This is a genomic window from Kribbella catacumbae DSM 19601 (genome assembly GCF_000372465.1).
GTDB lineage: Bacteria > Actinomycetota > Actinomycetes > Propionibacteriales > Kribbellaceae > Kribbella > Kribbella catacumbae.
Window position 1 is genome coordinate 22,697 of sequence record NZ_AQUZ01000009.1, and the last position, 13,664, is coordinate 36,360.

15 protein-coding genes and 1 other RNA gene are annotated in these 13,664 nt (G+C 66.6%); 12 read left to right on the forward strand and 4 right to left on the reverse strand.

Annotated elements, in window-relative coordinates:
• Positions 1–178: 178 nt before the first annotated feature.
• Positions 179–1,393 (forward strand): MFS transporter, encoded by a 1,215-nt coding sequence (locus A3ES_RS0111910; RefSeq protein ID WP_020387040.1) that lies wholly within the window; start codon positions 179–181, stop codon positions 1,391–1,393.
• Here the strand turns inward: A3ES_RS0111910 and A3ES_RS0111915 are convergent.
• Positions 1,335–1,772: an SRPBCC family protein gene (locus tag A3ES_RS0111915; RefSeq protein ID WP_020387041.1), complete on the reverse strand. Its 438-nt coding sequence runs from the start codon at positions 1,770–1,772 to the stop codon at positions 1,335–1,337. The two genes, A3ES_RS0111910 and A3ES_RS0111915, sit on opposite strands and share 59 nt — an antisense overlap.
• A complete protein-coding gene (locus tag A3ES_RS0111920; RefSeq protein ID WP_020387042.1) occupies positions 1,765–2,130 on the reverse strand; it encodes an ArsR/SmtB family transcription factor in 366 nt (121 codons plus the stop codon). The genes A3ES_RS0111915 and A3ES_RS0111920 overlap by 8 nt, the downstream gene beginning before the upstream one ends.
• Positions 2,131–2,289: 159 nt before the next feature.
• Here A3ES_RS0111920 and A3ES_RS0111925 point away from each other — a divergent pair, with 159 nt between their 5' ends.
• Complete coding sequence (locus tag A3ES_RS0111925) at positions 2,290–2,499, forward strand: type II toxin-antitoxin system VapB family antitoxin (RefSeq protein WP_020387043.1); 210 nt, start codon at positions 2,290–2,292, stop codon at positions 2,497–2,499.
• Between the two features lie 5 nt (positions 2,500–2,504).
• On the forward strand, positions 2,505–2,933 hold the full coding sequence (locus tag A3ES_RS0111930; RefSeq protein ID WP_020387044.1) for a PIN domain-containing protein: 429 nt from the start codon (positions 2,505–2,507) through the stop codon (positions 2,931–2,933).
• A 13-nt stretch (positions 2,934–2,946) separates the two neighbouring features.
• On the opposite strand, the gene A3ES_RS0111935 is transcribed toward A3ES_RS0111930, so the two are convergent.
• Positions 2,947–3,993, reverse strand: coding sequence for a carbohydrate kinase family protein (locus A3ES_RS0111935; RefSeq protein WP_020387045.1), 1,047 nt, complete (start codon positions 3,991–3,993; stop codon positions 2,947–2,949).
• A 141-nt stretch (positions 3,994–4,134) separates the two neighbouring features.
• Between A3ES_RS0111935 and A3ES_RS0111940 the strand changes: the two genes are divergently transcribed.
• The 8 genes from A3ES_RS0111940 (at position 4,135) to ssrA (ending at position 9,547) form a co-directional block, all read left to right on the forward strand.
• Positions 4,135–4,515: a hypothetical protein gene (locus tag A3ES_RS0111940; protein ID WP_157630468.1), complete on the forward strand. Its 381-nt coding sequence runs from the start codon at positions 4,135–4,137 to the stop codon at positions 4,513–4,515.
• Positions 4,508–4,669: a hypothetical protein gene (locus tag A3ES_RS53965; protein WP_157630469.1), complete on the forward strand. Its 162-nt coding sequence runs from the start codon at positions 4,508–4,510 to the stop codon at positions 4,667–4,669. Before A3ES_RS0111940 ends, A3ES_RS53965 begins: the two co-directional genes overlap by 8 nt.
• A gap of 158 nt (positions 4,670–4,827) precedes the next feature.
• Positions 4,828–5,517, forward strand: a complete 690-nt coding sequence (gene ftsE, locus A3ES_RS0111945) for a cell division ATP-binding protein FtsE (RefSeq protein WP_020387047.1) — start codon at positions 4,828–4,830, stop codon at positions 5,515–5,517.
• Positions 5,518–5,537: 20 nt separating this feature from the next.
• Entirely contained in the window at positions 5,538–6,449 is a 912-nt protein-coding gene (gene ftsX / locus A3ES_RS0111950) for a permease-like cell division protein FtsX (protein WP_020387048.1), read from the forward strand.
• A 57-nt stretch (positions 6,450–6,506) separates the two neighbouring features.
• Positions 6,507–7,949, forward strand: coding sequence for a M23 family metallopeptidase (locus A3ES_RS0111955; protein ID WP_020387049.1), 1,443 nt, complete (start codon positions 6,507–6,509; stop codon positions 7,947–7,949).
• A gap of 21 nt (positions 7,950–7,970) precedes the next feature.
• On the forward strand, positions 7,971–8,441 hold the full coding sequence (gene smpB / locus A3ES_RS0111960) for an SsrA-binding protein SmpB (RefSeq protein ID WP_020387050.1): 471 nt from the start codon (positions 7,971–7,973) through the stop codon (positions 8,439–8,441).
• 73 nt (positions 8,442–8,514) lie between these two features.
• Positions 8,515–9,069 carry a DUF1707 and DUF4870 domain-containing protein gene (locus A3ES_RS0111965; RefSeq protein WP_020387051.1) on the forward strand — a complete coding sequence of 185 codons (555 nt, stop codon included), beginning with the start codon at positions 8,515–8,517 and terminating at the stop codon, positions 9,067–9,069.
• A 98-nt stretch (positions 9,070–9,167) separates the two neighbouring features.
• Positions 9,168–9,547: a transfer-messenger RNA gene (gene ssrA, locus A3ES_RS52130) on the forward strand.
• A 57-nt stretch (positions 9,548–9,604) separates the two neighbouring features.
• On the opposite strand, the gene A3ES_RS51205 is transcribed toward ssrA, so the two are convergent.
• The gene (locus A3ES_RS51205; protein WP_169501769.1) at positions 9,605–12,196 is read right to left on the reverse strand and encodes an ATP-binding protein; all 2,592 of its coding nucleotides are present in this window, start codon (positions 12,194–12,196) and stop codon (positions 9,605–9,607) included.
• A gap of 124 nt (positions 12,197–12,320) precedes the next feature.
• Between A3ES_RS51205 and A3ES_RS0111975 the strand changes: the two genes are divergently transcribed.
• Positions 12,321–13,544, forward strand: a complete 1,224-nt coding sequence (locus A3ES_RS0111975; RefSeq protein ID WP_157630470.1) for a phospholipase D-like domain-containing protein — start codon at positions 12,321–12,323, stop codon at positions 13,542–13,544.
• The last annotated feature ends 120 nt before the right edge of the window (positions 13,545–13,664 follow it).

Sequence of the window (13,664 nt, forward strand, 5' to 3'; positions counted from 1 at the left end):
CCGTCGAGGGCTGACGTCGTGCCATTCCGCGCCGTGAATAATCACCTGCTCGACTCGACTTCCTCGGGTAGGCTGCGCGCCATGTTCGATCCCCGTGCCTAGAGAGCGCTCGCCACCGAGCCCGTTCATCGCACCCCGCTCCACTGACGGAGCCGGGGCTCTCTAGGAGCGTCTTCACATGCCTGGCACAACGCGTGCCGGGAGCTACCGTGACGTCCTGCTGCTGCCGAACGCGCTGCGCACCTTCGTGCCAGCGCTGTTCGGCCGCTTGGCGTACGGCCTGCTCCCGCTGTCTGCCCTCTTCACCGTCCACCAAGCCACCGACTCGTTCGCGACTGCCGGCCTGGCCGTCGCCGCCTTCGGCTTGGCCTCCCTCTCCATGCCACTCAAGGCGCGCCTGGTCGATCGCTTCAGTCAGCGCCGAGTCCTCCCGCCCCTGGCCGTGCTCTGCGCATCAGGTCTCGCCGTTGTCGCCTCAGCCGGTACTGCGAACGCCGTGGCGCTGGTGATCCTCGTCGGCGTCGCCGGCCTCTTCGCGCCACCGCTCGGCCCGTCGATGCGCGCCACCTGGCGGCTCATCACCGACAACTCCGACCTCAAGCAGCGCGCCTATGCCCTCGACTCGATCTGCGAGGAGTCGCTGTATCTGGCTGGACCACTCATCGCGGGACTCCTGATCAGCTTCTGGTCCGCGCCGGTCGCGTTGAGTTGCGCCGCTGTACTCATGGTCGGCGGCACCCTCGGAATGGTCGCGACGCCGTTGGCGCGGCAGGTCGCTGAGCAAAAGGCCGGCGGCCGCTTCCTGGATCCCGGCCCGCTGCGCGTCGCGGGTCTGCGGCGGATCCTGCTGGTCATCCTCTTCGTGGCCGGAGGCATCAGCGTCGCCTATGTCTGTGTGGCAGGCGTCGCGCAGGATCAGGGCCTTGCAGGCGCGGCCGGCTTCGTGGAAGCGGGCATTGGCCTGGGCAGTGTGATCGGCGGGCTCACGTGGGACCGCCGTACACACACTCGCTCCCATTGGCATCACCTGGCCGGCCTGATCGCGCTGCTGGCAGTCGGTCTGCTGGCCGCGTCGCTGGCCACGAACCTGATCGTGCTCGGCGTGGTGATGGCCGTCGGTGGACTGGCGGTAGCTCCGCTCTTCGTCGTTTCCTACCTGGCCGCCGACGACCTGACCCCACCACACCAGCGCACCGAAGCCAGTACCTGGATCAACACCGCCAACAACCTCGGCAGCTCGGCCGGCTCGTCGTTGGCCGGCCTGGCGATCGACCGCACCACGCCCTCCCACGGCTTCCTCGCCGCGGGGGTTCTCCTCGCAGTACTGGCGCTGGTCAGTTCTGCGCTGCGAGCACCTTCTCCATCGAGTCGAAGAAGCCGTTGTAGCCCATGATCGTGGCGTCGATCTGCTCCTGGGTGAAGTCGCCGGCGAGCTGAGTCAGCGTCATCTCGGTGCCACCGGCGACCTCTTCGAACACCACGACGATCGGGACGTCGGAGGGGTTCGCGGGGTCGTCGGTCATCGTGAAGGCCAACCGCTCGGGCGGGGCGACCTCGGTGTACTCACCGACCCAGTTGATCTGGTGGCCGTCGGGCAGTTGCATGATGGCCTTCCAGGCGCCGCCGACGCGGACGTCCAGGGCCAGCGTGTCCAGCGGTACGTCGACCGCGTCGGTACCGAACCAGACGGAGAAGTGCTCCGGCTTGGTCCACGCCTCGAAGACGAGCTCGCGGGGTGCGTTGAAGGTGCGGGTGACAACTACGTCAGACATCGTCGTTCTCCTTGGCGGGGTTGCTCTTGGGGTTGGTCTGTTGCAGCCGGTCAAGATAGCTGCCGAGCGATTCGAAGCTGTCGGCCCAGAACTTGGCGTAGTCGCCGATCCAGTCGGACGCCGCGGCCAGCGGTCGCGCATCCAGCCGGGCCGGCCGGTACTGCGCGTCGCGCCCCCGGCTGACGAGCCCGGCGGCCTCGAGCACCCGCAGGTGTTTCGACACCGCCGCGAAACTCATCGCGAACGGCTCCGCGAGCTGCCCGACCGTCGCCTCACCCTCCGACAACCGAGCGAGCATCGCCCGCCGAGTCGGATCCGCAAGAGCCGCAAACGTGCGACTGAGCTGGTCGGTCGACATCTCCTGACTCCTATTCAACTACTTAGTTCTAAACCGATGAGTTGAATATAGCCGACCCAGGCAGATTGTCAAGCGCGCGGGTGGGCAGGGATGGCCGGAGGTGCCGATTTGGTTACGGAGTATATCCGGGTATATATACAGGCGCATATCGTTGTCTACATGAAGACGATGATCGACCTGGATGACGAGGCGCTCGCGCTCGCGGCGAAGGAGTTGGGGACCGTGACGAAGAAGGACACAGTGAATGCTGCGCTGCAGTTCGTCGCCCGGCGGCGTGAACGCATCGAGGCGCTGCTCGACGACCCGTACGCGTTGGGTGTCGGGCCGGACATCGCCGACCCCGACATCATGCGAGAGGCCGATCGTTGAGCACGGTGACCGCCGTCGGCAAGCTCTACCTGGTCGACACGTCGGCGCAAGCCCGCTCCGGCCATCCCGCCGTGCGGACCGTGATCGCCGGTCTGATCGTCGACCGTGCGGCCGCGACCTGTGTGACGGTCGATCTCGAGGCCGGCTACTCGGGGCGAAGTCTGGAGGATGTTCAGAACATCGCCGCACGCCGGAAGTCTCTGTACACGGTCCTGCCTGTCACCGAGGCCATCGCGGAACGAGCCCGCGAGGTGCAGGTTCGGATGGCGGCGCGCGGTCACCATCGCGCCGCGGGGGTGGTGGACCTACTCACCGCAGCCGTCGCGGAGCAGCATGATGCGGTGATCCTGCACTACGACACGGACTTCGAGCACATCGCGGCGACCACCGGTCAGCCGCATCTCTGGGTCGCACCTCGCGGGTCACTCGACTAACTCGCCTGTGCCCTCAGGCGTCCGAGAGGCGGGCGATGGTGGCGCCGGCTCGGCGGACTATCGGGACCGGGCCTTCGGGGAGGATGTCGCCGATGAAGGTGTAGTGGCGGAGGATCTCGGGGTCGACGTTGCCGGGGCGGTGGCGGCTGTGGTCGCGGACCCAGTCGATGATGTCGCCCCAGCCCGGGGCTGCCAGCGAGCCGCCGAAGTGCTGGACGGAGAGGCCGGCGCACAGATTGCCGAAGGCCAGCCGGTGGGCGAGGGGCCAGCCGCGCAGGGTGCCGAGTACCAGTGAGGCGAGGAAGACGTCGCCTGCGCCGGTCGGGTCGTAGGAGCGGACCGGCAGCGCCGGGATGTGCTCCTCCTCGCCCGTCTCCGAGTCGATCGCCAGTACGCCGTCCGACCCGTTGGTCACGACAGCGAGGGGGACTCGCTCGGCGAGTTTGTGCAGCGCGGCCTTGGGGTTGTCGGTGCGGGTGTAGGCCATCGCCTCGCTCGCATTCGGCGTGAAGGCGTGGAACCCCTCCAGCACGTCGAGGACCGCGGGGGACCAGGTATCGGTCGGGTCCCAGCCGACATCCCCGAACAGCAGCGCGCCGGACTCGCGGGCCTCGGCGGTCCAGCTCGGCAGCTCCTCGGCAACAGGCACGATCGCGGTCCGGGTCCGCAGGCCGGTACCGACCAGCTTGCTCGGGTCGCCCGGCGCCTCGTGCGCGTGGGTGACCATCGCGCGGTCCCGGTCGATCGACATCGACACCGTGACGGGCGAGTGCCAGTGCCCGATCCGGCGCGAGTGCGACAGGTCGACGCCCTCCTGGTCGGCCAGCGTGCGCCAGCAGAAGTCGGCGTACACGTCGTCGCCGAAGACGGCGGCCAGCCCGCTGCGCAGGCCGAGCCGGCTGGCGGCGATGGCGAAGTTGGCGACGCCGCCGGGGCAGGAACCCATGCCCTCGGCGAAGATCTCGGTACCGGTGGTCGGGGCGGACTCCAGGCCGGTCAGCACGATGTCGAGGAACACGGTCCCCTGCACGAACACGTCGTAGATGTCCGGCTCGTCCATCTCGGTGACACTGCTCCTTCGTCGGTGAATTCTTGGCGCTGACTGAATTGTCGGTGCTCGGTGGTCTGCTCTCTTCGTAGCATCATCAACCGGCCACCACCATTGATTTGGGAGGAACACGATGAGTTCTGGGGTGTGTTCGTGATCCCGACCTGGATCGCGGTGATCGGTGTCGCCGTCACCGCGCTGAGCCCGTTCGTGGCGCTCGGCGGAGTCGCGCTGGGTGCCTACCTGACCCGCAAGTCCGATCGTGAACTGGACACCTGGCGGCACCGCGAGGAGACGATGCGGATGGTCCGCTGGGCGGTCGAGCAGATCCTGGACGGCGACGAGGCGGGGACGGACGCCGGAGTGGTGACGCTGCGCTCACTGATGCGGTCGGAACTGTTACAGCCCGAGGACTACGACCTGGTCGCCGCGCTGACCGCCGCCGTGGCCATCGACCGGGTCGGTTCGGCCGCGTACGCTGATATCGCGGAAGAAGGCGCCGACGTGGTTGAGGGAGACAGTGCCGATGAGTGAGAAGAAGACCGTCAGGGTCTCCCGCCAGGCAGTGGAGTTGGCCCGCCTGCACGTAGAAGCCGCCCGCAAGGCCGGCCGCAAACCCGAGCCCGGCCTGGCCCGGATCGCGACTGCTCGCCCCGAGCACGGTCCCGGAGCCCCCGCACCCGCCTAGCCGGTACTGCGTACGCCGGGTATCGGACGTGGCGGCATGCCTAGTCGGAGCGGCGAGTTGAAGCACCTACACTGATCGACGGCCGCTCCGGTGGCGTACGGTGCCCTCGTGGTGACCTGACCGCCACTCCCTGTTCCCGACCACGGCCGGAAGCTCACGTGATCCGCTTCGAGAATGTTTCCAAGACGTACGAGGGTCAGTCCAAGGCTGCCCTGCTGAACGTCGACGTCGAGATCGAAAAAGGCGAGTTCGTCTTCCTGGTCGGCACCTCCGGGTCCGGCAAGTCGACGTTCCTGCGCCTCGTCCTGCGCGAGCACCGGACCACCAAGGGTCACGTCATGGTGGCCGGCAAGGACCTGAACCGGCTGGCCAGCTGGCGGATCCCGCAGATGCGCCGGCAGATCGGCACGGTCTTCCAGGACTTCCGGCTGCTGCCGAACAAGACCGTCTCGGAGAACGTGGCGTTCGCGCTGCAGGTGATCGGCAAGCCGCGCTCGCACATCCGCAAGACGGTGCCCGAGGTGCTGGAGCTGGTCGGCCTGGACGGCAAAGAGGACCGGCTGCCCGACGAGCTGTCCGGCGGTGAGCAGCAGCGCGTCGCGATCGCCCGGGCGTTCGTCAACCGGCCGATGATCCTGATCGCCGACGAGCCGACCGGAAACCTCGACCCCGGGACGTCGGTCGGCATCATGAAGCTGCTGGACCGGATCAACCGGACCGGGACGACCGTGGTGATGGCCACCCACGACGTCTCGATCGTCGACCAGATGCGCAAGCGCGTGATCGAGCTGGAGAACGGTCATGTCGTCCGCGACGAGTCGCGTGGCGTCTACGGCTACCAGCACTGACTACAGGGACTGACTGACTGATGCGCTTGAACTACATCCTCTCCGACCTGGGCATCGGCCTGCGCCGGAACCTCTCGATGACGATCGCCGTCGTCGTCACCATCTGGGTCTCGCTGTCGCTGTTCGGTAGCGCGCTGCTCGCCCGCGAGCAGGTCGACCTGATGAAGGGGAACTGGTACGACAAGATCCAGATCTCGATCTTCCTCTGCACCAAGGACTCCGGCGGCCGCGGCTGTACCGGCACCGAGGTGACCACGGAGCAGAAGAACCGGATCAAGCAGGTGATCGAGTCGAACCCGGACACCGCGCCGGAAGGGGTGTTCGGCGAGACCAAGAAGGAAGCGTTCGAGCAGTTCAAGAAGCTCTACAAGGACTCACCGATCGTCAGCACGGTGACCGAGGACCAGATGCAGGAGTCCTTCCGGGTCAAGCTGAAGGATCCACAGCGCTACCAGAACCTGGTCAGTGCCGTGTCGGGTCTGCCGGGCGTCGACACCGTGCAGGACCTCAGACAGTATCTGGATCCACTCTTCAACGCGCTGAACAAGCTCAGATGGGGCGCGTTACTGGCCGCCGGTCTGCTGCTGGTCGCGGCGCTGATGCAGATCTCCAACACGATCCGGCTGGCGGCCTACGCCCGGAGAAGGGAGATCGGGATCATGCGCCTGGTGGGCGCCTCGAACTTCTACATCCAGCTGCCGTTCTTGCTGGAGGCGATCCTGGCGGCCCTGATCGGCGCGGTCCTTGCCTGCGGCACCTTGTGGCTCGGGGTCTACTTCCTGGTCAAGAAGCAGGCCGAGGAGACGTTCCGGGTCTGGCAGTGGGTCGGCGCGTCCGAAACCTTCCGCGCCACGCTCATCATGGTCGTGGTCGGTCTGGTGCTGGCGATCATCCCGACATTCCTGACAACGCGGAAATACCTCAAAGTCTGACCTGGGTGACTTATCGTGCAGTAGCACGTCACCTTCACCCATAGCAAGGGGTCGACTGTGGTCCCGCACTTCCCCGGTGCGAACCCGCGCAAGCGGGGGAGCATCAAGCGAGACGACAGCATCGGCGCCACCGCCTTGCCGCATGCACGATCCCTCAGGCAGCGCCTGCTCGGGTCGCCGCAGCGGCAGACGGTCATCGCCGCTTGCTGCGTTGTCCTGTCCCTGTCCGCCGGAGCCCTGGCGGTGGTCCCGTCTGCCCAGGCGGACCCACCGGATCCAGCGAAGAAGAAGAAACAGCTCGACTCGCAGATCACCGAGTCCCGGGCCGACCTGAAGCAGTCCTACGACCAGGTCGCCAAATCCGTTGCCGCGTACACCCAGGCGGAAGCGCAGTACAAGGTCGTGCAGACCCGGTACGCCGTTGCGCAGGGCAAGCTTGCTGCGGCGAAGGCGGCCGACGCGGTTGCCGCGGGCAAGCTCCGCCGGGCCGAGCGGGCTTTGCGGGCGGCGATCGCCGCTGTGGACGCGGGGGAGCAGGTGCTCATCCGGCAGAAGCAGGTGGCCGGCCGCGCCGCGCAGTCGGCGTACCAGCAGCAGAACAGCCTGGTCGGGTTGTCCATCCTGCTGAACGGCGCCTCGCCGGCCGACGTTGCCAACGGCATCCAGGTGCAGCGGAACGTGTTCGGCATCCAGGGCAACACGATCACCAGGCTGAACAACTCCCAGGCGCAGCTCGCGAACCAGCGGGTCAAGGTCGCCGAGGCCGAGAAGATCGTCTCCGCCCAGCGCGCCGAGGCCGCGCGGACGGTCAAAGAGGTCACCGCGCTGACGCAGCAGGTCGCTGCCGAGAAGGCTGAGGCCGCCAAGCTGGCCCAGGCCAAGCTGACGACGTACAAGGCAGCTGAGCGGGACAAGAACTCCGAGCTGGCGCAGTACAACGCGCTGGTCGCGGAGCGGAACCGGGTGCAGCTGATCCTGATCGCGCGGGCGAAGGCCGAGAAGATCGCCGCCGCCAAGCGCAAGGCGGCCCGGGAGGCGGCCGAGCGCGAGAAGGCGCGCAAGGAGAAGCGGCCGCCGCGCCAAGTACCGGATCCGCCGGATGAGTCGTCGGGGCTGAGCTACCCGCTCAACACCTACATCACCTCGCCGTTCGGGATGCGCTTCCACCCGGTCCTGCACTACTGGAAACTGCACGACGGCACCGACTTCGGTGGCGGCTGCGGTACGCCGATCCGCGCCGCCGCGAGTGGCGTCGTCACGGACAAGTACTACAACGGTGGTTACGGCAACCGGCTGTTCGTATCACACGGCGTGATCGACGGGTCGTCCATCACGACGGTCTACAACCACTTGTCGAAGTACAAGGCACGCGTCGGCCAGCGGGTCGCGAAGGGCCAGATCATCGGGTACGTCGGGACGACCGGCTACTCGACCGGCTGCCACCTGCACTTCATGGTCTACCAGGACGGCACCGTGGTTAATCCGATGAAGTGGCTGTGAGTCATCTGGGATACTGGCCGGATGGTGAAACAGACCGGCCACAAACCGATCGCGCAGAATCGTAAGGCGCGACACGACTACCACATCGACGACGTGGTGGAGGCCGGACTTGTGCTGACCGGGACCGAGGTGAAGTCCCTGCGGCTGGGTCGGGCCTCCCTCGTCGACGCCTTCGCGTCCGTGCGGGGCAACGAGCTGTGGCTGCAGAACCTGCACATCCCGGAGTACACGCACGGCACCTGGACCAACCACGAGCCCCGGCGGACCCGCAAGCTGCTGCTGCACAAGGACGAGATGCAGAAGCTGATCAAGGCGGTCGAGCAGCAGGGCGTCTCGCTGATCCCGCTGTCGCTGTACTTCAAGGACGGGTACGCGAAGGTGGAGCTGGCCACCGGCCGCGGCAAGAAGGATTACGACAAGCGGCACTCGCTGGCCGAGCGGCAGGCGAACCGCGAGGCGCAGCGGGCGCTGAGCGACCGCCGCAAGGGGTAATAAGGGTCTGCCCAGGGGTGGGTCCGGGCGTCACCCTATGGGGTGGAGGGCTGCGGCGGGGCACGCTGAAGGCATGTCCACTTCAGACCTGCTGGTGACGCCGGCCCAACGGGACCGCGCAGTCGAGATCCTGCAAGAGATGTACGCCGACGGCCGCCTGGAGCGTCTTGAGTTCGACTCCCGGCTGGAGTTGGCGCTGAAGGCCCGTACCCGGGCCGAGCTCAACGGCACGTTCGACGGCCTGGTCGCGCGCCCGGTCCCGACGTTCGCGCCGGCCGCCTTCACCCGCCCGGTCGCGGTCCGGCAGTCCGACGGCCGTGGGCTCGGGCTGGTCTCGCACTGGCTCGGGTTCCCGACGTTCTTCGTCGGCCCGGCGCTGGTCGCGGCGAGCGCGGGCAGGCAGAACCCGGCGGTCCGCAAGCACGCCGTGGAGGCGCTGAACTTCCAGTTGAGTGCCTTCGGGATCTTCGCGTTACTGGGCATCGTGACGGCGGTGACGGAGGGGTTCACCGGCTTCCTGTTCCCACTGGTCGGCCTCGCCTGGATGGTCCTCACCGGCATCGGCGGCATCGCCGCCCTGCTCGGCTCGGACTTCCGCTACCCGTTCACCCTGCGCATGATCAAGTGACGGGAATCTGAGGTGCGGCAGGCTTGCTGGACTTGATAGTGTGGAGGTTCCACGGCCAGTCAGGATGCTTTCGGGCCATGGGGTTTGACAACTCAACAGGGGGTGAACGGTTTCGACTTTGGCTGTACGTTTCGAGAGAAGCGGGCCGAGGATCCAGGGTTATCTCGTAAACGATCTCTGGAAAACAATAACTGCCAACACTAACGTGCGCAGTAGCTTCTCTCTCGCCGCCTGACGGCCTGAGCTAAAAGAAGCGGTCAGCCCGGGGTTGCTTCCGACCCGGTTCCTGGCCTCAGCTAGGGAGCTTGCTTCGTTAACCCGGTCGCGGGGTTAACGCGGGACATTTACAGCGACTGAGCTCGTCAGCAACCCTGTCTGTGGGAGTGCTGGAGCTGAGAAAAGCGACTAACAGACTGCGCCCGGAGAAGTCTCGAGTCGGCACTGAAGGACGCGGGTTCGATTCCCGCCACCTCCACCCCTGTTGAAGTGCCTGGTCAGAGCGTTTCTGGCCAGGCACTTTGTCGTTGATCCACCGTTAGTCGGTGGATCCTGCAGGCACGCCTAGGTCCTGCCAGATGATCGACTCCTGCTGCAGGTGCCGTGCTGCCGCCGCGCTGTCGTCCTGGTGGGTGGCGCACCGGCCGAGGCCGCGATGGGCCTTGGCCTGCTCGAACCGGAGCCCGATTCCCACCGCAAGCTGGAGTGCCTCCTCATGACAGCGACGGCTGTCCTCGACGTTTGCGCCGGCAAGATGCGTCGCGCCCATGGTGTTGAGAATCTCCACCCGGAGGTCGACGGCATCGAGTTCGCCGGCGAGCTGGAGAGCCAATCGATACTGGCGGAACGACTCCTCGTACCGGGCCAGACGACCATGGGCCGACCCGAGGGTCGCCAACGTGGTGACCTGATCGGGTCGCGCGTTGATGGCACGTAGTACCGCAAGGGACTCCTGCAGGCAGCTAACGGCGTCAATCGGTCGATCGAGCCGGAGGTACACGCCTCCCAATCCGCCCAGAGCCCGGCCCTCAGTCAATCTGTCCCCAAGGTCTCGGGCAATGCCCAGCGACTTGGTGAAGCAGGCCATGGCGGAGCGGTGATCACCAAGCCGGGTGTGAATGATTCCGAGGTAGCGCAACGCAAGCCCTTGGTTGTCCCGATCGTTGAGTGCGCCGAACAAACTCATGGCTGACAAGAAGAGGCGCAGGCCGTCCTGATACCGGCCGAGTCGCTCGTACACCACCGCCAGATTGGACAGGTAGATCGCCTTGGCGTGACGCCTAACGTCCGACGGCTCGTCGAGAATTGGTGTCAGGGCGTCCATCGAATAACGCGCAGCCACTTCGTATTCGCCGGCCAGTCGATGGACCTGCCCTAGTTCGCTCCGCGCCACGGCCTGACCGAAGAGGTCGCCGGACTCGACAGCGAGTTCCAGACTGCGCAGCGCGCGCTCGTGTCCTTCCGCATGTCTGCCGACCCGCCGGAGAACCTGACTGAGGTTGCTGAGCGTAATGCCCTCGCCCAGCGGGTCCGCGCTGCGCCGAGCCGAGACCGCCGCGAGCTCGTGGCTGGTGATCCAGTCTTCCTGATACCCACGCAGGTCATAGAAGGGGCGCAAGGCCCAAGCCAGCTGCCAGACGTACGTGTCCCATCCCTCGGCAGCAGCGTACTCAATCACGGCGAGCAGGTTGGTGCGTTCGATCTCGAGCCAGGCCAACGCCGCATGGTCGCTCTCGGCGACCTGCGGGACGGCTGCTGGAATTCTCGTGATCGCCAACTCGTACTCCCTGCGGTAAGGATCGAGCGGGCGGCCGGCCTCCATGGCGACATGCAGGAAATAGTCCAGCAGTCGCCTGGTGGATTCGCGTCGCTCATCCGTAGCCTCCTCGGCCTCCGCGGCGCCCCGGGCGTGGATCCTCAGCAGGTCGTGGAACTGGTACCGGTCGGGGCCGGACTGCTCCACCAGGTGGACATCGACGAGTTCTTCCAGGATCCGGTCAGCGGACTCGAGCGTAACGCTCAGTACCGCGGCGGTGGCGTAGCTGTCGAAGGTGGTCATCGGCTGCACGCCGAGCAACCGGAACGCTCGCCGCAACGTGGGTGAAAGCTGCTGATAGGACATTCCGAACGCGGAGGCCACGCTCTGGTCTCCGGCGTCCAGCTCCGACAGCGGGTTCCGGTCGCTCAGCCGGCGGAGCAGATCGGCCGGCGTCCACGACGGCCGGTGCCGAAGCCGTGCGGCCGCGATCCTGATCGCCAGGGGCAGCTGGGCGCATCGCACCACAATCTGCTCAATCGCGGCATCTGCCGGATCCGAACCGGCAACCACGGTGAAGAGTTCTCGGGCATGGTCACCAGGCAGTGTGCCGAGTGAGATCGGCACCGCCCCGTCGAGGCCGATCAGTCGCCGCCTGCTGGTCACCAGCGTCACGCATCCGGCTGAGTCGGTCAGCAACGGTGCGACCTGCTCCTCAGTTGCCGCGTTGTCCAAGACGACCACGGCCTGCAGCCCGGCCATCTCCCGGCGCCATAGCGCCGCGCGGTCCGACACCTCCTGTGGTGTTCGTTCGCCCGGCACCCCGACCTGTCGCAGCAGCACAGCCAATGCGGCCTGGGGTCCCAGCGGCCGTTCGCCGGGAGTGTAGCCGTGCAGGTCGAGGTAAAGGAGTCCGTCCGGAAATCTCGGCGCGAGGGCATGGGCAGCCTGTACGACCAAGGCGGTCTTGCCGACACCTGCCATTCCGTCCACGCTGCAGACCAGACCACCCGGCTCGCTCTCGATCAGCCGGCCTAGTCGGTCGAGCTCAGCGCCGCGGCCGGTGAAACCAGGCACCCGGCGCGGCAGAAAGTTCCGACCGGGCAGAAGTGAGCTCTGGTCGGCCGCCCGGCCGCCGCGGCGCTGCTCGATCAGCGTGTTCCGTTGCTCCGGGGCGAGTTCGAGCGCATCGGCCAGCGCTTCCAGCGAGCTGCGCCGGGGCCGGGCGATGTGGCCCCGCTCGATGTTGCGGATATTGCGCACGCTCATCCCCGAACGTTCCGCGAGTTCTTCCTGGCTCAGACCGGCCGCCTGTCGAGCGGCCCGCAGGAACGCGTCCACTCCCGGCGCGGGCTGGGGGTCGGGATCGGTCACCGGCCCAGCGTAAGCGGACTTTCCGGTCAAGTTGCCGGTCCTCCTGCCTGGTGTCCGCACCGGCCAGACGGTTGTGTAGTTGCCGACTCATCCGAAGATGGAGCACCCAGACGGGGGAACGGCGATGAATATTCCGAGGAAACGGGCGACGATCGGAGTCGCGGCGATCGCAGCCCTGACGATGCCACTGGTCGTCATATCTGCAGCTGCGCCGGCTGCCGGAACGTCTGCAGTGGCGAGCCAGCCGGCCGCGGACGTGGCTACTGCGGTGACCTATGCGCCGCAGTCCGGTCCGATCGGCCAGCACCCCACGGCCACCGGGGCGCAGTCGAGCCCGATCCGCCGCGCCATCCTCGACAACATCGCGCACACCCCGCAGCAGCAGACGATCCGGGTGGTGGCCTGGAACTTTGACGACCAGGGGATCACCACCGCGCTGATCAACGCGCACCGGCGCGGGGTTCACGTGCAGGTTCTGGTGTGGGACCAAAACTGCGGCAGCGGGACGGTCCATCTGCGGGCTGTCCTGGGCGTTTCCGGCGACGCGAGCTTCTTCAAGTGCATCCAGAACTCCGCCCGCGGGCCGGAAGGCAAGGGCCAGCTGCATCAGAAGTCGTTCACGTTCTCCCGGACTGGTACCGCGAGCCACGTTTCGCTGGTGACGTCGTACAACCCGACGGACCACGCGAACGAGAACCAGTACAACGTCGCTCTTCAGTTCGTGAACAACCAGACCATGCACGATGACCTGAAAGCGCTGTTCGTCCAGCAGACTGCCGATCAGCCGCGGCCGGCCCAGTGCCAGACTGCCGCGGCCAATGACGGCAGGCTCTTCCAGCACTTCTTCAACGGCTACGGCGTGATGGCCTACCCGCTGGACTGCATCGCCGAGGACCCTCTGATCACCCGGCTGCGAACGATCCCTAACCCTGACCATGCGGTGATCCGGGTGGCGACCTCGGGCTTGACCAACGAGCGGGCCCGGCGGATCGCGGAGGAACTGGTGCGGTTGCGGAAGGCCGGCGCCTGGGTGAAGGTCATGCATACCGCCGGAGCGGGACCGGTGGTGCGGAGCATCCTCGACGAAGGTGGGGTCACCCGGCTGGACACGCAGACCTGCGGCGGCGCGCCGGCGAACGACGTCAGCTTCAACCACTCGAAGATGTTACTGGTGAGCTACCTGTCGGCCGGGACGCGGACCTACCGCAGCTGGGTCGGGTCGGACAACATGGCCGACTCCTCGATCAACTCCGACGAACTCATGGTCCAGGTTCCTCAACAGGTGCACTACGAGGCTCTGACGGACTTCTTCGACTTCACCTGGCAGCGCGAAGCCGCACAGTGCTGAGCCGCCATTGGCCCGCCGACGCCTGAAGGTCGGACAAAGCCCCGCCGAAATGGCGGGGCTTTGTCATGTCCTGGTGCCTTGGAGAACGGTATCTCGACAGTGACAACGCAGTCACTTGGC